22 protein-coding genes are annotated in these 23,385 nt (G+C 51.3%); 13 read left to right on the top strand and 9 right to left on the bottom strand.

The features are described from left to right. Positions 1-42 precede the first annotated feature (42 nt). Entirely contained in the window at positions 43-510 is a 468-nt protein-coding gene (locus HU175_RS21165) for a nuclear transport factor 2 family protein (RefSeq protein WP_176568464.1), read from the top strand. Positions 511-599: 89 nt separating this feature from the next. On the opposite strand, the gene HU175_RS21160 is transcribed toward HU175_RS21165, so the two are convergent. After that, positions 600-1,127, bottom strand: a complete 528-nt coding sequence (locus tag HU175_RS21160) for an acyl-CoA thioesterase (RefSeq protein ID WP_176568463.1) — start codon at positions 1,125-1,127, stop codon at positions 600-602. Between the two features lie 74 nt (positions 1,128-1,201). Continuing rightward, positions 1,202-1,624 (bottom strand): hypothetical protein, encoded by a 423-nt coding sequence (locus tag HU175_RS21155; RefSeq protein WP_228724232.1) that lies wholly within the window; start codon positions 1,622-1,624, stop codon positions 1,202-1,204. A gap of 253 nt (positions 1,625-1,877) precedes the next feature. Here HU175_RS21155 and HU175_RS21150 point away from each other — a divergent pair, with 253 nt between their 5' ends. The 5 genes from HU175_RS21150 (at position 1,878) to HU175_RS21130 (ending at position 8,452) form a co-directional block, all read left to right on the top strand. Continuing rightward, a complete protein-coding gene (locus tag HU175_RS21150; protein ID WP_176568461.1) occupies positions 1,878-2,918 on the top strand; it encodes a fasciclin domain-containing protein in 1,041 nt (346 codons plus the stop codon). 219 nt (positions 2,919-3,137) lie between these two features. Continuing rightward, positions 3,138-6,281, top strand: a complete 3,144-nt coding sequence (gene polA, locus HU175_RS21145; RefSeq protein ID WP_176568460.1) for a DNA polymerase I — start codon at positions 3,138-3,140, stop codon at positions 6,279-6,281. A 43-nt stretch (positions 6,282-6,324) separates the two neighbouring features. Further along, positions 6,325-6,417 (top strand): hypothetical protein, encoded by a 93-nt coding sequence (locus HU175_RS25145; RefSeq protein WP_176568459.1) that lies wholly within the window; start codon positions 6,325-6,327, stop codon positions 6,415-6,417. A gap of 209 nt (positions 6,418-6,626) precedes the next feature. After that, the gene (locus tag HU175_RS21135) at positions 6,627-7,862 is read left to right on the top strand and encodes a multidrug effflux MFS transporter (RefSeq protein WP_176568458.1); all 1,236 of its coding nucleotides are present in this window, start codon (positions 6,627-6,629) and stop codon (positions 7,860-7,862) included. Between the two features lie 89 nt (positions 7,863-7,951). After that, on the top strand, positions 7,952-8,452 hold the full coding sequence (locus HU175_RS21130; RefSeq protein ID WP_176568457.1) for a hypothetical protein: 501 nt from the start codon (positions 7,952-7,954) through the stop codon (positions 8,450-8,452). A 69-nt stretch (positions 8,453-8,521) separates the two neighbouring features. On the opposite strand, the gene HU175_RS21125 is transcribed toward HU175_RS21130, so the two are convergent. Next, positions 8,522-9,466, bottom strand: a complete 945-nt coding sequence (locus tag HU175_RS21125) for a carbon-nitrogen hydrolase family protein (RefSeq protein WP_176568456.1) — start codon at positions 9,464-9,466, stop codon at positions 8,522-8,524. Positions 9,467-9,669: 203 nt separating this feature from the next. On the opposite strand from HU175_RS21125, the gene HU175_RS21120 reads away from it, so the two are divergent. The 5 genes from HU175_RS21120 (at position 9,670) to HU175_RS21100 (ending at position 16,712) form a co-directional block, all read left to right on the top strand. Beyond that, on the top strand, positions 9,670-11,193 hold the full coding sequence (locus tag HU175_RS21120) for a gliding motility-associated C-terminal domain-containing protein (protein WP_176568455.1): 1,524 nt from the start codon (positions 9,670-9,672) through the stop codon (positions 11,191-11,193). A 176-nt stretch (positions 11,194-11,369) separates the two neighbouring features. Then, the gene (locus HU175_RS21115; protein ID WP_176568454.1) at positions 11,370-12,542 is read left to right on the top strand and encodes an MFS transporter; all 1,173 of its coding nucleotides are present in this window, start codon (positions 11,370-11,372) and stop codon (positions 12,540-12,542) included. A 181-nt stretch (positions 12,543-12,723) separates the two neighbouring features. Beyond that, positions 12,724-13,653: an SPFH domain-containing protein gene (locus tag HU175_RS21110; protein ID WP_176568453.1), complete on the top strand. Its 930-nt coding sequence runs from the start codon at positions 12,724-12,726 to the stop codon at positions 13,651-13,653. 87 nt (positions 13,654-13,740) lie between these two features. Further along, positions 13,741-15,306 carry a glycoside hydrolase family 43 protein gene (locus HU175_RS21105; RefSeq protein ID WP_176568452.1) on the top strand — a complete coding sequence of 522 codons (1,566 nt, stop codon included), beginning with the start codon at positions 13,741-13,743 and terminating at the stop codon, positions 15,304-15,306. Between the two features lie 347 nt (positions 15,307-15,653). Further along, the gene (locus tag HU175_RS21100; RefSeq protein WP_176565150.1) at positions 15,654-16,712 is read left to right on the top strand and encodes an IS4 family transposase; all 1,059 of its coding nucleotides are present in this window, start codon (positions 15,654-15,656) and stop codon (positions 16,710-16,712) included. A 233-nt stretch (positions 16,713-16,945) separates the two neighbouring features. Here HU175_RS21100 and HU175_RS21095 read toward each other — a convergent pair whose 3' ends face one another. The 4 genes from HU175_RS21095 to HU175_RS21080 are packed head-to-tail and all read right to left on the bottom strand — an operon-like array spanning position 16,946 to position 19,201. Then, entirely contained in the window at positions 16,946-17,800 is an 855-nt protein-coding gene (locus HU175_RS21095; RefSeq protein ID WP_255433138.1) for an IS3 family transposase, read from the bottom strand. 38 nt (positions 17,801-17,838) lie between these two features. After that, complete coding sequence (locus HU175_RS21090; protein ID WP_176568451.1) at positions 17,839-18,150, bottom strand: transposase; 312 nt, start codon at positions 18,148-18,150, stop codon at positions 17,839-17,841. A 38-nt stretch (positions 18,151-18,188) separates the two neighbouring features. Then, positions 18,189-18,779 carry an IS630 family transposase gene (locus tag HU175_RS21085; RefSeq protein WP_228724426.1) on the bottom strand — a complete coding sequence of 197 codons (591 nt, stop codon included), beginning with the start codon at positions 18,777-18,779 and terminating at the stop codon, positions 18,189-18,191. Continuing rightward, positions 18,776-19,201: a helix-turn-helix domain-containing protein gene (locus HU175_RS21080; RefSeq protein ID WP_176565871.1), complete on the bottom strand. Its 426-nt coding sequence runs from the start codon at positions 19,199-19,201 to the stop codon at positions 18,776-18,778. The genes HU175_RS21085 and HU175_RS21080 overlap by 4 nt, the downstream gene beginning before the upstream one ends. A 147-nt stretch (positions 19,202-19,348) precedes the next feature. On the opposite strand from HU175_RS21080, the gene HU175_RS21075 reads away from it, so the two are divergent. Together HU175_RS21075 and HU175_RS21070 are read left to right on the top strand one after the other, a co-directional pair. After that, a complete protein-coding gene (locus HU175_RS21075) occupies positions 19,349-19,969 on the top strand; it encodes a hypothetical protein (RefSeq protein ID WP_176568450.1) in 621 nt (206 codons plus the stop codon). A 731-nt stretch (positions 19,970-20,700) separates the two neighbouring features. After that, positions 20,701-21,207 (top strand): hypothetical protein, encoded by a 507-nt coding sequence (locus tag HU175_RS21070; protein WP_176568449.1) that lies wholly within the window; start codon positions 20,701-20,703, stop codon positions 21,205-21,207. 49 nt (positions 21,208-21,256) lie between these two features. Here HU175_RS21070 and HU175_RS21065 read toward each other — a convergent pair whose 3' ends face one another. Continuing rightward, positions 21,257-22,141, bottom strand: coding sequence for a phosphatase PAP2 family protein (locus HU175_RS21065; protein WP_176568448.1), 885 nt, complete (start codon positions 22,139-22,141; stop codon positions 21,257-21,259). 12 nt (positions 22,142-22,153) lie between these two features. Then, the gene (locus HU175_RS21060) at positions 22,154-23,365 is read right to left on the bottom strand and encodes a Pycsar system effector family protein (protein WP_176568447.1); all 1,212 of its coding nucleotides are present in this window, start codon (positions 23,363-23,365) and stop codon (positions 22,154-22,156) included. Positions 23,366-23,385 lie beyond the last annotated feature (20 nt).

Raw genomic sequence — 23,385 nt, 5'->3', positions numbered from 1 at the left:
TATCCGTTACCTTCGCGCCTTACATCAGACTATTCGTTACGTATGAAATCAATCCTGACCCTCGGTTTCCTGTTGTCATTCTATGCCGTCCAGGCGCAAACATCCGTAGCGCCCTCGGCGGGTATGAGTACCACCATGCAGGCCGATGCCAATGCGGTCAAGAAAGCGGAATTGCAGCGCTTTGAGGCTCAGGTAAAAAAAGACTATACAGCCCTGGAACGGCTGCTGGCCGACGATATGATCTATGTTCACTCCAGCGGCAACTCCGATACAAAGCAGTCGTACATCCAGTCGATCAAAGATGGGAAATCGAGATACGATGCGATCGAGCCGGGGGAGATGAACGTACGAGTCTACGGGGGAACGGCCGTTATCAACGGAACCTGCACGGTTAAAGCCATTAATAACGGCACAACCGTTGACACAAAACTGCGCTATACCGATGTCTATGTCCGCAAAGGAAACCAGTGGCAGATGGTAGCGTGGCAGTCGCTGAAGGCGGGGCAATAAAAGGAACAAGGATGAAATGGAGAAAGGAACAAGAAAGCATAGGTAAAGCTTTTCCTTGTTTCTTTCTCCATTTCATCCTTGTTCCTACTCTACTCTTTCACACCCACATTCAGATACTCCCGTAACTCCGTCGCGTCATGGGGGTTCATGCGGCCGGCCAGGACCAGGCGGAGCTGACGCCGACGCAGGGCGCTGATGTAGCGTTCTTTTTCTTCGTCCGTTTCGGGCGTGACGGCGGGTACCTCAATGGGGCGACCGCTCTGATCGACGGCGACGAAAGTATAATAGGCACTGTTGGTGCTGACCCGGATTCCCGCCGGAATATCTTCGGCCCACACTTCGATGTAGACTTCCATCGACGAGTTAAAGGCGCGGGTTACCTGCGCTTTCATCGTGACGATATTGCCCAGCCGGATCGGTTCGGCAAACGATACGTTGTCGACCGAGGCCGTAACAACAATCCGGTTGGAATGCTTCTGGGCGGCAATAGCAGCCGCAATGTCCATGAAGTGCAACAAGCGCCCGCCCATCAGGTTGTTCAGTGTATTAGTGTCGTTGGGCAACACCATTTCGGTCATAACCGTCATGGAGTCGCGGGCGTATTTGGGTTTTGGCATTGATTGGGTGTTAAGTGCAGACCGCTACGAACAAAGCACAAAAGTACAGATATATCCTGGTTTCAGTCCCGCCGTCAGGGACAGGAAATTCGGGCCAGGGCATAGGTATAGTTGCCCGTTGGGGACTTCAGCTCCCAGCGTCCCTTTTTGTCAACCCGTTCGCCTTCAGGCCAGGTTACTGTATTGGGGTTGAGCGTCAAGGTAAGTACGTAGGTTTGCGTAACGCCTTCGCCCGACCGCTGCCATTCGGTCTGAATCTGATTGCCGCGTATGGTACCGCTGAGTGGCCCTTTAGCTTGATCTTTCTCGAATGGATCGATATCCAGATAGCCGCTCACGGTCGAACCATTGACAACCAGTTTAAGCGTGGTCGTATCCTGTTTGATAACCTGCCGGAAACAAAGCGTATCGGCTGGCAGCGGAGCCGGACGCATTGCCATGCTGGAGTCATCGGAACCAGTGGGGGTATCCTGGGTTCGGCGGCTTTGACAACTCATAGAAAGTACTAGAAAGAATAATAGAGCCTGAATACGTTTCATTTTATGTAACTGGTTGGTATACTAACCGGATTCAAGAAGTTAAGTTTATGTGGAGTTAGCGGTGTAGATAGGCCCGAAAGAGCGCAGTTTTACGCAAAACTCGACGCTTGGTAAAAAAGGCTAACAAAACGTACGAAGCGCTGTTACCATTCCTGTATTGCTGTATCTTAATGATAGTACTACGTCTCACAATTAACTAATATTCCGATCCATGTACTCTTTTCGTCAGTTTCTGTCCTCATGGGGGACGTTGTTTGCCTTATTTATTGCGTTGGGCATCAGTATTTTGTCCTGTAAGCCTAATGATGATAATACACCAACTACCCAGACTATTGCCGAAACGATTGCTAACGGAAACGGGGGCACCAACCAGTTCTCGTTGTTGAACGCGGCACTGATGCGTACGGGGCTGAATGGTGCATTGAGCCAGTCAGGGAACTATACACTATTCGCGCCAACAAATGCGGCCTTTACTCTGCTTGGCTTTTCGACGGAAGCTGCCATCAATACGGCGCCGGTTGATTTGCTGACGCAGGTCCTGAGCTATCACGTGTTAAACACAAAGCTTGAGTCGGGAACGATTGCTACGGGGGTTAACACGCCACAGCAAACGCTGGGCGGTGGGACGATTTATATCACCAAGCCTGCAACCACCACCACTACATCGACGACGATTTCAGTAAACGGGGCTCGTATAGCGCAGGCCAATATACAGGCCAGCAACGGAGTCATCCATGTCATTGACCGGGTGATGCTGCCCCCTGCTTTTGGTAACGTTGTTCAGACCATTGCCGGTATACCAGCGCTATTGGCATTAACCGCACCACAGTCTGCATCGGCGAACTCATTCTCGTACCTGACCGCGGCCGTGACCCGGGCAGGACTTGTCAGTTCCTTAACGGCTTCATCGGGCGTACCGATCACCATCTTCGCGCCGACCGATGCAGCCTTTACGGCAGCTGTACCCAGTCTGACATCAGTAGCGGCCGTAAATGCGCTGCCTGTTGCCCAGCTTCAGCAGATACTGGCGTATCACGTTATCCCGGGCAATCGGCTGTATACTCCACTTATCACGAATGGTGCCAGTCTGCCAACCAGCCTCTCCGGTGTCAGCCTGACGGCGGTTGTCAGTACAACCAGTGTAGCGGTGCGCGGACGTAGTAATGGAACTACGGCATCGAACATAACCGGGCCTGACGTATCAGCAACCAACGGTGTTATCCACATCATCGACCGGCTGCTGATGCCATAGAAGTGGAAGATCAAATTATCAGACATGAGCTGCTCTACCGGGCGGCTCATGTTTGTTTTATACCGGTCGCAGATACCACCCGGAGGAATCAAAACGCAGGCAGAAACGTTATAAAAGACCTGGTTTTACACAAAATCAACACAAACTAATCGACAAAAATCGCTCTGATTATCGGCAAGACTGTCGACCTTTGGGGTACGATTTTGCGACTACCGACGAATGGCCAAACCCCAGAAAAAACTGTTTTTATTAGACGCGCTGGCACTTATTTACCGCGCTCACTTTGCTTTCAATAAGTCGCCCCGTATCTCATCGCGGGGTGTAAATACCTCGGCCATTTTCGGGTTCATGAATGCCATGATTGAGGTGCTGACGAAGGAAAAACCAACGCACATTGGTGTCGCCTTTGACTCCTCAAAAAAGACATTCCGCCACGAGCAGTTTCCGCAGTACAAAGCCACGCGCCAGTCGCAGCCCGAAGACATCAGCGTAGCAACGCCGTATATCAAGAAGATCATCGAGTCGATGAACATCCCGATCCTGATTCTGGATGGGTATGAGGCTGATGATATTATTGGTACCATTGCCAAAAAAGCGGCTCTGGCTGATTTTGAGGTGTATATGATGACGCCCGATAAAGATTACGGGCAGCTGGTTGAGGAACACGTGCATATTTATAAGCCCGCGTTCATGGGCAAGCCCGCCGAAAAGCAGGGTATCAACGAAGTGCTGGAACGCTGGCAGATCGAGCGGATCGAACAGGTAACCGATATGCTGGGCCTGGTGGGTGATTCGGTCGATAACATTCCCGGGATTCCGGGTATTGGCGAGAAAACGGCGCAGAAGCTCATTGCCGACTTTGGATCGGTGGAGAACCTGATTGCCAATGCCGACCAACTCAAAGGAAAACTGAAAGAAAACGTAATCAACTACGGTCAGCAGGGAATGCTCTCCAAGCAACTGGCCACCATTCATCTGGACGTTCCGGTGCCGTTCGACGAAGAACACCTGCGGCATACCGAATACGACAAGCCCAAACTGGCGGCCCTGCTGGATGAGCTGGAGTTCCGGCAGATGAAGACCCGGCTGCTGGGCGGAGATTATGACGAGAAGCCCCTGCCCGAAGCATTCAAAAATAATAATGCTCCCCAGGGACAATCCAGTCCGGGACAATCCAGTCGGGGACAGATGAACCTGTTTGATTCTCCGGGTGGCGATGCACCCGCGTTCCTGCCGTTCCCGAATATGGGGATGACTAACCCGTCGGGAGCCGATGATCTGCCGTTTGATTTTGGCCCGGATGATGCGTCCGGCGTGGATACGTCCAGCGTGGCACCCGCTGCGCCTGCCGACAAGCCAAAATCAAAGCGGACGAAGGCGGCCAATGTCCCGGTGACAGCGCCCTTTGCGTCAGGTTCGGAAGCAACGCCCGACGCGGTGACGAATACTATTTCAACCGACGATAAAACCGGGGCGGAAGTGACCGAAACGCCGGCTTTCCTGGACGTTTATCCTGATTACGAGATTGATGAGAATCAGCCCGAGCGCCGAAAAACGATTTTCTCGGTTAAACACGATTACCGGCTGGTCGATACACCTGGATTACGGGCCAGCCTGCTGGAATACCTGAGTCTTCAGGAGAGCATTTGCTTCGACTCGGAAACGACGGCCCTGGATCCCGTCGAGGCTGACCTGGTTGGGTTGTCGTTCGCGTACCAGACCGGCGAAGCTTTCTACGTACCGGTTCCGGCGGATCGGGCGGAGGCCCAGGCGATTGTGGATGAGTTCAAGCCGATGTTCGAAAATCCGGCCATTGGTAAGATCGGACAGAACCTGAAATACGATTTGCTGATGCTGAAAAAGTACGGTGTGAACGTACAGGGCAAATTGTTCGACACCATGATTGCGCACTACCTCATCGAACCCGAAATGCGCCATAACATGGACATGATGGCGATGACCTACCTAAACTACCAGCCTGTCGAAATTGAATCGCTGATTGGGAAGAAAGGAAAGGGGCAGCTGACCATGCGCGACGTCGAGATTCAGAAGGTCGTTGACTACGCCGGGGAAGATGCTGACATTACGTTACAGCTTAAGCAAACCTTTGAGCCCCGCCTGGAGAAGGACAATCTGCATAAATTGTTCGATCAGGTTGAAATGCCGCTGGTGCAGGTGCTGACCGATCTGGAGCTGGAAGGCGTTACGCTGGACACCAACGCGCTGGCTGAGCTATCGGCCACGCTGGAAACCGACATGCGGCAGGTGCAGCAGGAAATCTATGAGATCGCCGGTGAGTCGTTTAACGTCGGGTCGCCGAAGCAGCTGGGCGAGATTCTGTTTGATAAGCTGAAGCTGGACAAGAATGCCAAGAAGACCAAAACCGGCCAGTACGCAACGGGCGAAGAGATTCTGTCTAAACTCGAAGAGGAGCACGAAATTGCCCGGAAGATTCTGGACTACCGCGAGCTGATCAAACTTAAAAATACCTACGTTGATGCGCTGCCGCTGCTGATCAGCAAACGCGACGGCCGGATTCATACATCGTTCAATCAGGCGGTTGCCAGTACCGGACGGCTGTCATCCACGAACCCAAACCTGCAGAACATCCCGATCCGGACGCCCCGTGGTCAGGAAATCCGCAAAGCGTTTGTGCCCCGAGGTCCGGAATACCTGATCATGTCGGCCGACTATTCGCAGATCGAATTACGGATCATGGCGGCTTTTAGTGGAGATCAAACGATGCTCGATGCGTTTAACAACGGCGTTGATATTCACACCCAGACGGCCAGTAAGGTCTTCCACGTACCGATTGAGGAAGTAACGGGCGATATGCGCCGGAAAGCCAAAACCATCAACTTCGGGATCATTTATGGTATCTCGTCTTTCGGTCTGGCCCAGCGGCTGAAGATTCCGCGTAAGGAAGCCGCCCAGATCATTGACGAGTATTTTGCGGGTTTCCCGGCAGTGAAAGATTACATCGATCAGTGCATTGAAAAAGCGCGCGGCTTTGGTTACGCCGAAACTATTCTGGGCCGACGTCGGTATCTGCGCGATATCAACTCCCGTAATCAGACCGACCGGATGTTCGCCGAACGTAACGCCGTGAACGCGCCGATTCAGGGGAGTGCGGCCGACATGCTCAAGATCGCTATGATCCAGATTCACGAGTTCATGCAGGCCGAGAATCTGAAGTCGAAGATGATCCTGACCGTGCACGATGAATTGGTCTTCGACGCCCACCGCGACGAAATTGACTACCTCCGCGAGCGGGTCGACGCCATTATGAAAAACGCCATCCCGATGGCCGTTCAGATGGAAACCGGCATCGGTATAGGCGAGAACTGGCTGCTGGCGCACTAAACCAATAGCAAGAGATCTTTTTCATCCGATCGTTCGAGAAGTATTGCTGAGCGATAGCTGGACAATCACGCACGACCCGTATTACGTTGATGTAATGGGACGAGCTATGAGGTTGATCTTGTTGCTGAACAACTAGTAGGGGCAAGCGGTAGAAGTAAAGAGTTTTCCGGTATCCGATATTGTTATTAGATTCCTGCCCGAGTTTATGCAGGCTCACTTTGGTTTTGCTGTAGCATAAAGAACGCCCGACTACGACCACAGACTGGTTTTAGCCGGGCGTTTGTACGGGCGGGGAACAATCATTTCCTGTGGAATGTCTCTTTGACAGATTACCGTTACGAGTTCATGACACGCCGACAGCATTTTACGATTATCCTGATTCTGGGGACCCTCTCCACGATCAGTCCTTTCTCCATCGACATGTACCTGCCGGGCTTTCCGGCTATTGCCAGCGATCTGCACACCTCCATTTCGCAGGTGCAACTGTCGCTGACGGCCTATCTGGTGGGTATTGCCGTTGGGCAATTGCTGTATGGGCCGCTGCTCGATCGATTTGGTCGTAAGCGTCCATTGTATGCCGGCTTGGTCATATATCTACTGGCGTCGATGGGCTGCGCTTTTGCTACGTCGATCGATGCGTTGATTGTAATGCGATTTTTCCAGGCGCTGGGCGGCTGCGTGGGCATGGTAGCCGCTCAGGCGCTGGTACGCGACCTGTTTCCGGTCGGTGAAATTGCCCAGGTGTTTTCGTTACTGACCCTGGTTATTGCGGTGTCGCCAATGGTGGCGCCCACGGTGGGTGGCTACGCTACGGTAGCCTTTGGCTGGCACTCGATCTTCCTGATTCTGGCCATCATTACGGTGCTTATTCTGGTCGCCATCTACTTCGTGTTACCCGACGGGCGCCAACCGGATAGCTCGCTGTCGTTACGTCCTCAGGCTGTACTGAGCAGTTTCTTCACGGTGCTGAAACAGCCCCAGTTTCTGACCTACGCCCTGGTGGGAGGAATCGCTACGTCGGCTCCCTTTGCCTACATTTCGGGCTCACCGGATGTCTTTATCAATCAATACCACATTAGTGAGCAACGCTACGGCTGGATATTCGCCTTTCTGGCGTTTGGGATGATCGGGCCAACCCAGCTCAACCGGTTTCTGCTGAAGCGCTTCAAGAGCGAGCAGATTGTGTACACAACCCTGATCTACCAGTCTGTGATTAGTTTGCTGCTGGTTATCGGTGTCTGGTTCGACTGGTACGGCCCCTACGGCCTGATTGGGATGCTGTTTCTATTTTTGGCCGGACAGGGTTTGTCGAATCCCAACGCATCGGCCTTGTCACTGGCTCCGTTTACCCGGCATGCTGGCAGTGCCGCAGCCCTGATGGGAAGTTTCCGGATGACGTTTGGAGCGCTCGTTTCCGGTGCTGTCAGCTTATTGCACAACAATACGCCGATCCCAATGGTCGGCGTCATGGCTGTCTGCGTGCTGATGGGGCTGCTGATCCTTTTAGCTGGTCAGCGCCGGATTCAGTACCGACGTAAAGCAGCTACGATCGACGAACCGCTGACGGAAGCTATGCTGTAGAACAGGAATGTATGCTATTTTGCCGAACTTCTCAGGATACATATCATTACCTAATGACGTGCCGATGGAAAAACCTGAGAGTCGATACGATGATTCACGTTCTATTTGATCAGAAAGGGGGCACGTACGCCGACACGATCGTACGCGTCGACGGCGGAATATTAACAGGAGATTCATATGCGTTGGTGGATTATCTGGGTGTAGTGCCTGACGACGATGATGGTTATTACCCGGCCTTCAAAGACCTTCGTGAGATGCTACTACAGCACTGGATTGGTCTGTTTACAGATGACGCGAAGGAAATATTCATGATCTATGATCTTTCGGATCAGTACATAGCCACCTTGTATTTTGAAGCTTTTACGTTCAAAGGGCGGGGCGGTTATTACTACGTATCAAAAAAGTGGACGAAAGACTTTACCGCCTGGTCGATCACGCGGGATGTGAGCCATGCTGAACTGTCGGCAGCTAACTGGGAAACGGATGACCCCTATTACCAGCCCCGAATGATAACCCGGAAAAATATTCTATATGGATTGCGCTGGAGTCTGAAAAATCTGCAAATCAATTCCAACGAAGTCGTGATCTAAATAATCTCCCCGTCTATTGCTCATTACCAGGTTTGGGCTGATTTACAACTGCAATTTGTCTGGCCTCTATTAGCCGTTCGAGGATACTACCCGTACGGTTTCCGGCTGATTGGCCACACCAAGATTGAAAACGTCTGGTCGGGCGTAGTGGCCTACGCAGTCGAAATCGAGTTTACTTTTCGCCAGGACAGAAAAGTCCAGCCTGGCAGTCAGTAAACCTTCCTCGTTCCAGAGCGGACCCGCCAAGACCTCACCCAGCGGGGAGACGATCACGCTGCCGCCCGCGCTCATGATCTCCGGCTCGTCGATTAGGTCGGCCTGATAACGCTCAGGGTAATCGGCTTTGCGGACGAACTGGTTGCTGGCCAGCACAAAACAGCGCCCCTCCAGTGCAATGTGCTGCATGGTCGACTGCCACGACGGGCGGGCGTCGGCGGTGGGAGCGAGGTAAATCTCGACGCCTTTCTGGTACATTGCCATTCGGGCCAGGGGCATATAGTTCTCCCAGCAGATCAGCCCGCCAATCCGACCCAGGTCCGTAGCAAACGTAGCCAGCGTACTGCCGTCGCTTTCGCCCCAGATGTAGCGTTCCAGACCCGTTGGTTTCAATTTGCGGTGTTTGCCCAGCAACGTACCGTCGGGACCGAAATAAAGGAGGGAACAGTGTAACGTACCACCAATCGGTTCTTTCTCGGTAACTCCCAGCCCAACGAATAGTCCCGCTTTCTTTACAGCTGCCTGAATCCGGCGGATGGGCTCACTGTCGGTCTCGACGCTGTTCGACCAGTAGTCCAGCCACATGTCGCTTCCCTTGTCCGTACGGCGGCCCACGATGGCGTCGAACCGCAATCCGCGCGGGTAGCAGGGAATGAACGACTCCGGGAAAAGCAGCAGCTGGCAGTGAGCGTCGGCACCTCGTTCAATCCAGGAAATCGTGAGATCGACGGTTTTCTCCAGGTCGAATAAAGCGGGTGTGGCCTGCACCACGCCTACGTTGATGGTTTTCTGACTCATAGGGCGAAAGTACGAATTTCGGCCATGACGGCATGTTACGAGCCGGCATACAAAGTTTGTCCCTGCCTGATTCGGCGACTGGGGAAACCCGTGTGCCCAGTTGATTTGATTTTTGTACTATCCAATAAAAATATTGTATCTTACGATCTCTTTTGGTGTCATTTTTTAGATAAATCAGGGCTGTTTAACGCAAGAACACGTTCATGCAACGAGTAATTCTTTGGCTGGTTTTAGTGCTTTTGGTGCTGCCAGCGCTCGTTGCCGGGCAAAATCTAATCCCGAACGGTGGGTTTGAAACGTACCAGCACTGCCCGGAACAGAGTAACCTGCTATTTGAAGCAGCCCCCTGGTACAATCCCACCAAAGCGACCCCCGATTTTTACCACCAGTGTTTTGCGGGAAGCCCGGCGCAGTTGGCACCCCATTCTGGGCAGGGACAAACGCACCTGTTTTTCGATAAGGACTTTCTGGAATACATGGCGGTGCCGTTGACGGAGCCCCTGAAGGCGAATGAGTGTTACTACTTCGAGATGTATGTAGCCCCCGACGTGGTGGCCAAGTACATTCCCGGAACGCTGGGAGCCTATTTTTCTGCCCAGCCGGTTACAAGTGGCATGACCACGATGTTAACCGCCAGTCCGCAAGTGCTGGACAATACGGCCCAGGGGAATGTGGCCCGTCTCCAGTGGCAATCGGTTTCCGGCTCGTTCACGGCGAGTGGGGGGGAAGCCTACGTAACGATTGGCAGTTTCTACAAAGAACCTCCGTTTCTGGGGTACTACTACATCTACGTTGACGACGTGTCACTGCGCAAGGTCAAACTCGATCTGGGCAATGACACAACCCTATGCAGTCGGCAGAGTACCCATCGGCTCGATGCCACTACGCCGGGCGCCTTTAGCTACCGCTGGAACGATGGCAGTACGCAGCCAACGTTACTGGTAACAAAGCCGGGCCGGTATTCGGTAACGGCCGTTACGGGCTGCAAAACGCTGGTTGATTCGGTGAAAATTGACTACGCCATCGACCTGGAACTGGGACCTGATACGACCCTCTGCGAGGGACAGACGCTAAAATTAAACGTTCCGGCCGATGCCGCTGCTACGTACCGTTGGCAGGACGGAAGCGGAGGAGCAGCCTATACCGTAAGCCAGGCGGGTACCTATCGGGTTACAGTGTCGAGGGCCAAGTGTGTTGTCGCCGATTCTGTTCAGGTACGTTACGTCCCTCGGCCAACGCTGGAACTGGGGCCAGACCGGGAGCTGTGCGGTACCCAGTCGGCCAGGATACAGCCGGTAGTTAAAGCGGGGACGTTTCGCTGGCTGGATGGCTTTGCCGATCAGGAACGTACCGTTAGTCAAAACGGCGTATTTCAGGCCAGTGTGCAGAACGAGTGCGCTACGGTAACCGATTCGGTAGCGGTGGATTACGATGCCTGCGATTGCCGGCTGTATGCGCCCAACAGCTTCACCCCCAACCGGGACGGACTCAACGATCAGTTTCTGGTTTACGGCTGTGGGGCCATCACGATCCGATCAATGCGGGTGTTTAACCGCTGGGGCGAAGTGATTTTCGAGACGCAGGAGGCCCCCTTCCAATGGGATGGTTACTACCAGGGGCAGCTCGCTGAGTCGGGTCCCTATGCCTGGCAGATTGACTATCAGCTAAAAATCAGGAAACGTATTACGAACCACCAGCAACAGGGAACGCTGACACTAGTTCGCTGACCAGGATAGCCGGTTAATTGCATCGATTGGCTAAGATGTTATAAGATTCACAGAGCCGGAAACGAATTCCGGCTTTTTGCTTTTCTGTAGTCGAATGGTCCTCGCGGGTACAAAGCCAACGGGGTGACAGCGTCGAAAACAAACTAGCCGACCTGTTCAAAACCAATACACTACGCATGAAAAAAAGTTTGTTTCCGCTCACGATGGGCGGCTTCGGTATCGGCATGACGGAGTTTGTGATGATGGGTATTCTGCCCGACATCGCCAACTCGCTGAACATTTCTATTCCCGTTGCGGGGCACCTCATTTCGGCCTATGCGCTGGGCGTGGTGCTGGGCGCGCCTATTCTGGTAGGTATTGCCGGGAACTACCCGCCCAAGAAAATTCTGCTGGGATTGATGGCCATGTTTACGTTCTGTAACGCCCTGTCGTCGTTTGCACCGAACTACGAAATCATGATGATTACCCGCCTGCTGTCGGGCCTGCCACACGGTGCTTTCTTTGGCGTCGGAGCCGTCGTTGCCAGCCGACTGGCGGGGCGTGGTAAAGAAGCGCAGGCTATCTCAATGATGTTCGCGGGGCTGACGATTGCCAACATTATTGGTGTGCCACTGGGTACATACATCGGGCATACCATGAGCTGGCGCATTACATTCCTGATCATTGCCGTGGTAGGTCTGATCACGATGGGCGGTATTTACAAACTGTTGCCCGAAATGCCGGTAGTGGGTGAATCGAACATCCGCAAAGACCTGAAACTATTTTCCTACGCCGAACCCTGGTTGATTCTGGGAATTACGGCAATCGGAACCGGAGGGCTTTTTGCCTGGTTCAGTTACATTGCCCCGCTGCTGACCGAAGTAGCCGGGTTTCAGAGTAGTCAGATTACGTATATTCTGGTACTGGCTGGCGTAGGCATGGCCGTTGGAAACCTGCTGTCAGGCTGGGTAGCCGACCGGATTTCGCCGATCAAAGCCACAGCGCTGTTTCTGGCCCTGATGGTCGTTTGTCTGCTGGTGGTATACGTGGTGTCGCCGTTCAAAATTCCACTGCTGATCATGACGTTTATGACAGGGGCTATTTCGTTCTCGCTGGGGGCACCCATTCAGATTCTGATGATTCGGGCATCGAACGGATCCGATATGCTGGCATCGTCGGTGAGTCAGGCCGGTTTTAACATCGGTAACGCACTGGGTGCCTACCTGGGTGGTCTGCCGATTGCCGCTGGGTTGGGTTACGCATCGCCCCAGTGGGTAGGGGCCATCATGGCCTTTGCTGGTTGTCTGCTGGCGATAGCCGTGTATTACCGGCAACGTAGCGTAAAGCATTACGAACTGATTGCGGAGTAAATAACTTCTGAAAAGACGTAGCCAAAAGGGGTTCCGGGCTAGTCCCGGAACCCCTTTTGCTTTTACAGTGTCAGCCCTACGGACAAAATCGGGCTGATTTTATGCCGTTTATCCAGATTCAGGTGCGGGAAATTCAGGGCGATACATAGCTTTGGTCTCACTACCAAATCGACCTAAACAAATGACTTTCCTGACAATACTTCTTGTGCTGATTCTGGTCATCGGCTTCCTGTCCATCGTGATCGTGCAGCAGGGAACCGTGGCCGTCATTACCATTTTTGGTAAATACGCCCGGGTACTGACTCCGGGGTTAAATTTTAAGATTCCAGTTATTGAGGTGATCTACCGCCGGATTTCGGTGCAGAACCGCTCCGTCGAGCTGGCGTTCCAGGCCATTACGTCCGATCAGGCCAACGTCAATTTCAAGGCCATGCTGGTGTACTCGGTGCTGAACCAGGAAGAAGAAACGATCAAGAACGTAGCGTTCAAATTCATTGACGAAGCGTCGTTTATGCAGGCGCTGGTGCGGACTATTGAAGGCTCGATCCGGAGCTTTGTGGCGACCAAACGCCAGTCCGAAATTCTGTCATTACGCTCCGAAATCATCGAGCACGTCAAATCACAGATCGATACGCTGCTCGAAAGCTGGGGCTATCACCTCACGGACCTGCAACTGAACGACATTGCGTTCGACGAGGTCATCATGCGCTCAATGGCGCAGGTAGTTGCTTCCTCCAACCTGCGGGCAGCCGCCGAAAACGAAGGGCAGGCCCTGCTCATCACGAAAACCAAAGCCGCCGAAGCTGACGGGAACGCCATCCAGATTTCGGCCGAAGCGGAAAAAACGGCTTCCCAGCTGCGGGGGCAGGGCGTCGCGCTGTTCCGGGAGGAAGTTGCCCGCGGTATGGCCGAGTCGGCGAAAGTAATGACCGAAGCCAACCTGGATGCGTCGCTGATCCTGTTCTCCATCTGGACCGAAGCCATCAAGCACTTCGCCGAGAACGGCAAGGGCAACGTCATCTTTCTGGACGGTTCCACCGAAGGCATGGAGAAAACAATGCGGCAGTTGTTGGCCGTGGAGAAGATGAACTCGGCGCCTGGGGCAAAGTAAAACCAGTAAAAAATGACGGCCTCATGCTATTTATTGCGTGAGGCCATTCTGTTCCGGCGAATCTGTCTGTTACCCTGCTCGTTTACCATGCTTCAGTTTTTCTCTGTTGTAATACTTTGTCTGCTCGGCCTGAAGGGCCTGGCTCAGTCGCTTAATCAACCACCTGCCGCACGTACCACCTACCAGAATCCGGTGATCGCCGGCGATTTTGCCGACCCGTCCGTTATTCGGGTGGGTGATACGTACTATGCCGTCGGTACCTCATCGGAATGGGGCCCCGCTTATCCGATCTACACCTCTACTGATCTGGTCAACTGGACTTACGTTGGTCCGGTCTTTAGTAAACTGCCAGCCTGGACAATGGGTAGCTATTGGGCGCCCGAGCTGGTCTACCATAATAACACCTTCTTCGTCTATTACACCGCCCGACGGAAATCGGATAAGCGCTCGTATATCGGTGTCGCCACTACCCGCGATCTGCGTAAGGGATTCACAGATCATGGACTATTGCTGGAATGGACCAGCGAGGCCATTGATGCGTTTGTTCTCGACGACAACGGAAAGCGGTTCATCACCTGGAAAGCCTATGGGCTCGACAAGGGGAAAGCCATTGAAATTCTGGGCGCCGAACTGTCGGCGGACGGCCTTAAAGTAATCGGTACGGACTTCTCCCTGCTCAAAGCCGAACCGAATACTTGGGAAGCGGGCGGGGCCGAAGGACAGGCAATTTTTAAACGGGGCCGTTATTTTTACATGCTTTATTCGGGCAATGCCTGCTGCGGCTCCCGCTGCAATTACCAGGTAGGGCTGGCCCGCGCCGAACACCTGCAGGGCCCCTGGGAAAAATACGCCAACAATCCGGTGCTGACGAGTGATGAAAGCTGGAAATGCCCTGGGCACGGTACGGTGGTGACAACGCCGGACAACCGCTATTTCTATCTGCATCACGCCTATAACGGAACGGATTTTACCTTCACGGGTCGTCAGGGCGTCCTGAGCGAACTCGTCTGGGACGAGAAAAGTCAATGGCCTTCGTTCCGGTATGGTTCCGCTACACCTGCCCAGGCTGAATCACCGTATGGTATTGCCCAGCGCAGGAACGAGAATTTGCTTGTTGATTTTCGCCAGCCCGGACCGGATCCATTGTGGGTGTGGGATGTTAGTCTGCCGAAACCTGCTTTCACCATCCAGAAAGGCCAGCTACAGGTAGCGAGCGCGACGAATAATGTAGGTAGCTTCCTGGGACTGGTGATTAAAGATGGTACCTATACGCTTTCGGCGGATGTCAGTCCACAGAGCGACGTACTGCAGAGTATATGTCTCTACGGCGACAGCGATAATGCGCTGGGCGTTGGTGTTAAAAATAGTACTGTCGAGATGTGGCAGGTGAAAGAAGGAGTACGTACCGTTCTGAATACCCAATCTATCAAGTCCGGTACGTCGGTGATTACCTTGCAACTAGAAAGTCGTCAGGGGCGCTATTACACGTTCAGCTGGGGTGAACCGAATGGGGCCCTCTCGCTGATAAATCGGGAGCCGGTTGACGGATCATTTCTTCCCCGCTGGGATCGGGCGCCCCGGGCTGGTATAAGCGTCTTGGGGCCAGCTGGCAAGCACGGGGCTGTTGATAAACTCCAGATGAATTACAAGTGATTTGATTGCATCAAACTCATTGTAACAGAATACCCGCCGGAACCTACTCGGCCAGTTGGTACGTCGTCCAGATCGACGGAGCCAGTAAACAGAGTACAGCCAAAACGGGAACGGTAGTAGTAGCGATTGTGAAAATGTAACCGGATGTTAAACTGTAGACGGCTGATTAGTAGATATAAATCGAAATAAATCCCAACTTGTGTGTCTACGACTACTCTACCGGAAGAAAAAGATGGGGCTGGTTTGAAAAGCAGAAAAAGCTGAATTTTGAGGTGCTCAAACCAACCAAAACCAGCTTTCTCTGATGAACCCGGAGGTCTTTACAAAGGTAAAAAAATTTTGATCTTGTGCCGCTAGCCACTAATCTGGCCCGTCAAAAGTGTTTTGTAGGGGCTGTCACGGGGCTCATCCACGCCAAGAATGTGCAATTACCTCAGATCGCTAAAGGCTTCAATAGCCATCGATCCAATCAAGCTAATGAACGACGACTTCAGGCCTTTTTGACTGATTACCGCTTTGACTATGATCGAATTGCTCTACTACTGACCTTGTTCATCCCTCGTGGCCGAATCACGCTTTGCCTAGACCGTACCGAATGGGATTTCGGCAAATGTCAAGTCAATGTGTTAATGATAACAGCCCGCTGTGGCGAGGTCGCAGTACCTCTGTTTTGGGAGTTGCTCAACAACAAAAGCGGCAATTCCGCCGTGAGTGATCGAGTCGATGTGCTGGAAAAGACTATTAACTTATTGGGCCTGGCCCGGATCAGTTTACTGGTAGCCGATCGAGAGTTTGTGGGAGCTAAGTGGGTTAAAGTACTCATCGACAAGCAAATACCTTTTTGTCTTCGCTTGCCAAAAACTCACCCCATTCGGTTGCGAAACGGAGAATGTTGGCTAGTGGATGACTTATTAGTGGCGCACAAACAGCGGTTTTATCAACACGTACTGGTGGATGGGCAGTGGGTCAACGTCTATCTTAAACAACTCGATAAGCACGAGATACTGTATTTGATTGGTAGTCCAGACGCCCATGAGTTAGGTAGGTTGTATCGTCGTCGATGGTCAATTGAGACGCTTTTCCAAAGCCTTAAAGCGCGCGGATTCGATCTGGAGTCTTCTCATTTACAATCGCTTGATAAGCTAAAGAAATTGATTGGTCTGGTAGCCATGGCCTTTGGTTTTTGTCTGGTGGCGGGTCATCATTATCACCGCAAGGTGCGATTGATTCCCCTGAAAGGTCACGGTTACAAGAGTCTAAGTTATTTCCGGAAGGGCAAAGATGAGTTGCAAGACTGGCTAATGGGCAAACCCATTGCTCTGTACGCTGTCTGGGAAGCCGCTTTAGAACGTGCTTACCGATGGCTAAAGTGGCAACTAACTTACCCGGTAGAAATCTTCCGGTAGAGTAGTCTACGACTAATGTCTTTGGTTAGAAATTGCTAACTCGAGACATACCAGTATCGTAGCACTTTTAGCAACTCTGAAGCTCTATAATATGAGGATTCCCGCGCTTCTTCTTTTCTGCTGTTTTGCGTTGAACGCGAAGGCTTTCAAACCTGAATACGATTATTGGATTAGGCCTGACTCACTGGGGCTGAAATATGTAGAGAAACAATTAACAATGTCTTAGCCCCCTATTAACTGAACAGATTTTCTGAAAAGGTTGTGTCGTAAGTTACTTGTGCTTCTTCCCATTTTTGCTGGGGTGTTATAAACCCAATCGAACGGTGCAACCGATAATTATTGTAATGGGAAAAATAACGCCCTAACATTTCTTTGGCCTCATAATAGCTACCAAATACATTAGGCTCAATCACATCATGTTCCAGAATGCTGTGAAAAGCTTCAATGTATGAGTTCTCTTCAGGGGTGGCCACATGAGTGAACTCCTGCTTGATCTCCGAGCTTTTCAAAAAGTTGCGTACCGAGTGAGCAATGAACTGACTGCCGTTATCATTGCGCAAAATGACGCCCTTCAGTTCATGACTCTGGTTTATTCGTCGAAAAAGATTGATTAAGTCGATCTGACGAATACTGCTTTGGAACAGCCAGTCCAGAATTTTACGGCTATAAACATCAATGACGCTCAACAGATAGTAATTCCGCCGTTCCCCTTGCACCCAGACGTATTTGATATCCCAGCACAGGTATTCCAAGGGCTTGGTCGCTACAATTCGTCTGAATTTAACAAATTCCCGCTTGCCCGTCGGTCGGATTACTTTGCCTAGCAGTAAATTGTGCTCTTGCATGAGTCGATACACCTTTTTCTTGTTGATCAAATATTCTTTTTTCAACTCGTGGGTGATGTACTCATAGCCAAGAGCATTGAACTCAATATCCAGCAATTGCCGAATACTGTTCACTACCAGTTGATTGTCTACCCGCGATCCATCCAGCTTCATGGTTACCTGGCTGGGTCGTGCTCCAGGCCTACCTGATTGAGGTTGGTAGTAAGACACGCTCCGAGGCACGCTAAACCACTGGCATAACAGGGTACGACTTACTCGATTTTCGAACTGTTTTATGAGTGCTAGCTTCTCCGGGAGAGAATAGGCGTTTTTTTTAGAAGCTCACTCTTGATCTCGAGTTCCAACGCTTGTTTTGCCACAATCCGCTTCAGGCGTTCATTCTCCTCTTCGAGTGCTCGCAGTTGAGGATCAACCCGTGCATAGGAATCTTTCAGGCCTTCTTTGCCTTTGCTCAAATATTCCAATCGCCACCTGCGTAGCAACGAAGGGGATAAATTGTACTTGCGAGAAGTCTCGGAATGGCCGTTACGGATGGCTTCCTGGACGATGGAGTAGCGGTCTTCGGGAGTAAAACTCCGCCTTACTTTGCTCATGGTATCTGAATGTAAGTAATGCGACAAAATTAGTTTGACTAAAAATCGCTGAATCGAATGAACAATTCCTGACCCACAGCGGCTAATGCTAACCAGACGGCATAAAACAACGTGTTACTGGTCTGATAATCTTCAGGCCGTAACCAACGCGCTTTCAGCTCTTTCCAAAGTCGTTCAGCCAAGTTCAAATGGGGGCTGTAAGGCGGCAGATAGAACAGGTATAAGCCCCGTTGGTGCCAGTCTCCAAGCCGTTGGCGAACTTTATCGGACGTATGAATCCGGGCGTTATCGAGTACGATTACCGTTGGTTTGGACAGCCGCCAAGACAGTTCTTCTAACTGGTTGACGACAAAAGCTGATGTAATAGAGCCATTTGTGGTCGCATAGTGCAACTGATTCTGGCGCGAAATCATCCCAAAACAATTCAGCCGTTGGCCCTTTGCGACCTCAATATGCACCGATTCATCTTTAAACTGCCAACCGTAGGGCACGTATCCTTCTTCGCTGACGCTGGATTCATCGCCGTAAAAGAGGTCAATAACTCCGGCCTGACTTTGCTCTTCCAGCAAGCTAAGAGCCTCGTAACGAACCTGGTACAACTCAGCATTTGGTTTGCTTTTGGGTCTCAGTCTGATGCGTCGGTAAGAACCGTCAAGTTTTTTAAAAAGCGTTGCAAGGTCTTTAGGCTCATGGAACGACCCGTTCGAGACTCAATCTGCGCTTTAGCCTGATTCAGTCGCTGCCGTTCGTTCTGCACTACCTGTCGTACTAAAGTGGCATCGGTTTGCTTGTCAAGCAGGGCTTTACGCCCTCGTCCGGGTTTGGTCCGCAGGCCGTTGAGTCCCGCTTGTTGATAACGGTTTAACCAGGCATTGACCGAGACATAGTGCTGTTTAACGAGTTGAGCAACTTCTTTGGAGGTACGGCCCTCACTTTTGAACAAGACGATCTGGCAACGTTGGCGAAAGGCATGGGAGGTGTCGCTGCGAAACGCTTGTTCAAGGGCTTGCCGTTCGGCGGGTTGGAGTTCGATAGTGCGCGGTTTTCCCAAAGCTAGCTTGTTTTTAAAGCGAAGAACCGAAACATACTTGTATTAACCTAATTTTGTCTAATTACTTAAAAGGACTAAACTGTTTTTGCAATTTTGTCCAGCCATTCAGGGGGTTAATACAAATCCACATATATCAATTTTGCCTCAATGAGAAAAGCTCTTTTCTTAGTATCAGTTCTTCTACTCCCATTCGTTTCATCGGCTCAAGAAAGTGCCGAGCCCATGACTAGCCTGAAGGCTGTACCGTTTTACAAGTGGGAAATTGGTATTGATTTGCTTCCGCTTGCTGATAAGTCGAAAGATGCGTTTGGTTATATCGTTAAACGGAACTTTCAAACAGAAAATGGTCGCCAGGCGCTACGGTTTAAGCTATTACCTCGATTCGTGTCAGGACCAGGAGGTTCAGGAGCTGATGCCAAAGACTCTAGTATTAAACTAGCTTTAGGCTTTGAACGGCAAAAAATGTACGGTCACTTTTCCGTCCTCTATGGTCTTGAGCCTTATTTTAGCTATAGGACAGCTAGAACAAAATCAACTACCACTGGAATAGTAGTAACCCGTCAGAACGATACCAGTTTTGGAGTTGCGGGTTTTGTTGGTGGACGTTATTATGTTGGCAATCACGTTAGCTTCACTCTAGAAAGTCACTTAGTTTATCAATTCCAGGATCAGAACGGAAGCATTGATAACGTTGGAAGTTACTTCGCCCGTACTCATATACTATTTGCTGAACCCCTGCATGCAGTCTATGTGAGCTACCAGTTTTAGACTGATTTTGTTAGTGGAACGAGCTTATCATTTCAGGTAATGGAACCCGAACGAAGTAGCAAAGGAACCAAGATTGGAACCGCCGTGATTGCTCCCAGTAAGACATCTCCGAATCTGTAAAGTCATAATATACATGATCGGCACTACATCCAGACAAAACGGATATAGTGCCGTTTTGCTTTTAGGGCTACAGGCGATTGTTGAAAATTTACAGACTTGAATAAAATTTACAATTTTTGTAAATTCGTGAAAAAGACACAGTATGTACCTACTGGATACGGCTACAGATCCACCGAAAGCCGTTAGGGCTGTTATTGAGTTAGTAACGGTCAGTGATGCGAAAAAGCTAACCCAAAAGGACTTCTCTTTTAACTGGAGAGGTATTGAGGAGGCCGACCTGTGAAAATTGAGGTTGGAGGACAGCAAAGAGATACTTGGCGTACTAGCGTTGATTGACTACCCATCGGAAAGCCGGTTAGAAATTAAACTGATTGCCAGCCGGATAGATAACGTTGGGTCCAGTAAACAGTATGATCGGATTGCGGGCTGTCTGATTGCTTGGGCGTGCCGGTTGTCGTTAAGAAAATATGGTGCTGAAGCGGCAGTATCATTGATACCTAAGACGACCTTGGCCCGGCATTATCAGGTAAAATACAACATGGCAGCAGCGGGTCGGCAATTGTATCTGGACGGCAGCAATCTCTATGATCTTATACAAACCTACATCGATAATGAACCTTAATACGATAGCTCCTGAAGAAGTAGTAGATGGTTTCTTCTTTCCAGATCAGATGAACGGTAAGGAGCAGCAGCAGGCCGATGAAGAATTAGCGGTTGCTCTTCAGAAGCGGAGAGCCAATCTGACCGACGTTGAGAAATTACGTGGAAAGCTACTGCAACTGAAATTTCAGATTGAAGATTATATCAAGGAAGATAAGTTTGACCCCCAAAAGAGTTTCGCTTACTTCCTGAAGTCTTATGTGGAGTTACAGCCGAAAAAGAAAAATGAAATAGCGGCTGAATTGTCTATCCATAAGAGCAAATTGAGTCAGTTACTTTCCGGAGATCGGGAACCTTCCGACGATCTATTTATTCGGTTGGAGTTTCATTCCGAGCGATTTATCCCCGCTCGTGATTGGTTTCGGGTGACGATGAAAAAGCATGAGAATGATATTATGACAAACGTTGCTCTACGAAATCAGGAGAAGAGTTATGTAAAAAAACATCCGGTGTTTTAATAGCTGGTACGTATCCTGATATCACTCGCTTCGTCTGCGGGTAACTGTGCTAAAGCCTCACCGTAATTCTGGCGCTGTTCAGACCCGGAAGTACGCTGATTGACCGATTGCGGTTCGCCTTGATTTTGGGGTAAAGCCGGATGACGCTTTCCGCGCAAGCCACGCCCAGAGCCGTTCCCAGTAATACGTCAGACAGCCAGTGCGCACCGACATAGACACGGGAGGCTCCCGTAATGACCGGGAGGGCGTAAAAGACGATTTTCAGGGGCACAGGCTTGACCTGATGGGCCAGTATCCAGAATGTAGCGGTCGATAACGTAGCGTGCCCGGATGGAAACGAGTGGTAAGACGGACCGCCAAAGGGTTTCAAAAGGAGGTTCCCCTCACCCGCCTGCGGACGCGGACGTCCGACGACTTCCTTGGAAATGGTCTGAATGATTCCCGACGTAGTGACGGACGCGATCACCATAATTCCCGTATCGCGGAGCCAGTCGTTGTTGAACACGACCCCACTGCCCCAGAGGGCCAGCATAATCGGGTAATTTAGCTGAGGTCTGCCCAGCGTAAACCCCACTTCCTGTAATCGATCAAGGGCTGGGGTGTGGTTGCGCTCCATGAACGAAAAGAGCTGCTTTTCAACCAGCAGCGCCGAGGCCGAAATGGCCAGGGTTCCACCGAGCCGGAGAAAGTCCCGTTTCTGCCAGTGGACTGGCTGGGCGTAGGTGCGCCCGATCGTACTAAAGACGTTCACCCCATCCGTCGCGATGCGGCCAATGATGCCCCGCTGGAAAATGGATTTTTTGACAATTAGACTGTCTGTGGATAACACCGTCGCCGTACTATCCTGGGCCAGTGCCGAACCAATCATCTGGCCTGACAGCACAAATAATCCCAGAAAACGAAGCGAAAAACGTAGTGTTGGTAACTGACGCATAAACAAAAACTATTAATCGTATATCAGAAAAACGGCGAGGAAGGCCAGTACCGATACGATAAAGCCAAACATGAAAATATTGTAGGTAATGCGCAGTAGCTTGTACTTCCGCCCCAGCACTACACCCAGGTAGTAGATGTCTCGGGTCATACTGCCGTACAGAAATTCGCTGTCGTTCATCATGGCGTTGATGCCCATTTCGTACTCTTCCAAGCTCATGTTGTAGAAATTGCCGAAGAAGAGCAGGTTCGCTTTCTGATGCTGAATATCTTCTTTGCTGAACGTGCCCCTGGTTACGTTGGGGCGCGTCGCCAGAATCGCAAAAATGATGGTCATCAGTGAGGTGATCAGGAACAGCGTCGTGGGTAACACCAGGTGGGGATTTTCTTCCAGCCGGTGTGACAGAACCGACACCACGACCGAAATCATGATGGAGTTAACCGAGATCATGATGTTGGCTTTACTATCGGCAATCTCGCTCAGGCGCAGGTGATTCGTGGAGGTCGTTCGGAACATCGTTTCGACCCCCCGGTCCGGCTTACTGTCCTTGTTTTTCTTCTCGCTTTTGGGCTGACTTTGATTCGCTTCGATGGGCTGGGGCGTAGCCGGAGCCGGTGACGACTTCTGTTCTTTCTCGGCCTTCTTATCCTCCAGCTGACGCAGATTGTCGGCTTTCCCGGCGTCCTGAATCGTTCGGGCGTAGTCGGTGAAGTAGCGGTGATTTTTCAGGAAATCAATGTTCCCCTGACGCCATGCCTTCCCCGGAATGTCGTGGCCTTTCAGCTGCTCCAGTTCCGTCCGCAGCTGCTTACTACGTTCCTTATAATCGGCATTGCCGAGGTGAAACAGATCGGCGTCGCAGATAATTTCCTCCGGCAGATCGATCGGTGACTGCGGCATTCGAGTCGCCAGAATACACTGCTGTACCTTCTCGATCAACGCTGTGGAAGCCGTATTCTCGCGTAGAAATTCAGCGGCTATCTCCGCGCTTTTTTCTTCATGCTGCTCGGGTCTGGCCAGTACGTAACCCGTATCGTGAAACCAGGCGGCCGTCATAACCGCCAGATAAAGCTCGTCGCTGAGCCGGTAATGATCCGCCAGCGTTTTGGCCGCCCTGACAACGTCCCGCGTGTGCGCCAGCGAGTGGTAGGGGAGCGGGCTAGCACTCTCGCCGAACAACTGTGTTACGTATGCTTCGATACGCTGAAGAAGGCCCTTGTTCATGATAATCTCGGTTACAGGTT

The sequence above is a fragment of the Spirosoma sp. KUDC1026 genome (genome assembly GCF_013375035.1).
Lineage (GTDB): Bacteria > Bacteroidota > Bacteroidia > Cytophagales > Spirosomataceae > Spirosoma.
The sequence above is the reverse complement of the archived record's forward strand: the minus strand, read 5'-3'. Positions and strand labels throughout refer to the sequence as shown.

Coding starts and splice junctions, on each gene's coding strand:
- HU175_RS21165 (WP_176568464.1), top strand. CDS start 43: ATGAAATCAATCCTGACCCTCGGTTTCCTGTTGTCATTCTATGCCGTC.
- HU175_RS21160 (WP_176568463.1), bottom strand. CDS start 1,127: ATGCCAAAACCCAAATACGCCCGCGACTCCATGACGGTTATGACCGAA.
- HU175_RS21155 (WP_228724232.1), bottom strand. CDS start 1,624: ATGAGTTGTCAAAGCCGCCGAACCCAGGATACCCCCACTGGTTCCGAT.
- HU175_RS21150 (WP_176568461.1), top strand. CDS start 1,878: ATGTACTCTTTTCGTCAGTTTCTGTCCTCATGGGGGACGTTGTTTGCC.
- polA (WP_176568460.1), top strand. CDS start 3,138: ATGGCCAAACCCCAGAAAAAACTGTTTTTATTAGACGCGCTGGCACTT.
- HU175_RS21135 (WP_176568458.1), top strand. CDS start 6,627: ATGACACGCCGACAGCATTTTACGATTATCCTGATTCTGGGGACCCTC.
- HU175_RS21130 (WP_176568457.1), top strand. CDS start 7,952: ATGATTCACGTTCTATTTGATCAGAAAGGGGGCACGTACGCCGACACG.
- HU175_RS21125 (WP_176568456.1), bottom strand. CDS start 9,466: ATGAGTCAGAAAACCATCAACGTAGGCGTGGTGCAGGCCACACCCGCT.
- HU175_RS21120 (WP_176568455.1), top strand. CDS start 9,670: ATGCAACGAGTAATTCTTTGGCTGGTTTTAGTGCTTTTGGTGCTGCCA.
- HU175_RS21115 (WP_176568454.1), top strand. CDS start 11,370: ATGAAAAAAAGTTTGTTTCCGCTCACGATGGGCGGCTTCGGTATCGGC.
- HU175_RS21110 (WP_176568453.1), top strand. CDS start 12,724: ATGACTTTCCTGACAATACTTCTTGTGCTGATTCTGGTCATCGGCTTC.
- HU175_RS21105 (WP_176568452.1), top strand. CDS start 13,741: ATGCTTCAGTTTTTCTCTGTTGTAATACTTTGTCTGCTCGGCCTGAAG.
- HU175_RS21090 (WP_176568451.1), bottom strand. CDS start 18,150: ATGAGCAAAGTAAGGCGGAGTTTTACTCCCGAAGACCGCTACTCCATC.
- HU175_RS21075 (WP_176568450.1), top strand. CDS start 19,349: ATGAGAAAAGCTCTTTTCTTAGTATCAGTTCTTCTACTCCCATTCGTT.
- HU175_RS21070 (WP_176568449.1), top strand. CDS start 20,701: ATGAACCTTAATACGATAGCTCCTGAAGAAGTAGTAGATGGTTTCTTC.
- HU175_RS21065 (WP_176568448.1), bottom strand. CDS start 22,141: ATGCGTCAGTTACCAACACTACGTTTTTCGCTTCGTTTTCTGGGATTA.
- HU175_RS21060 (WP_176568447.1), bottom strand. CDS start 23,365: ATGAACAAGGGCCTTCTTCAGCGTATCGAAGCATACGTAACACAGTTG.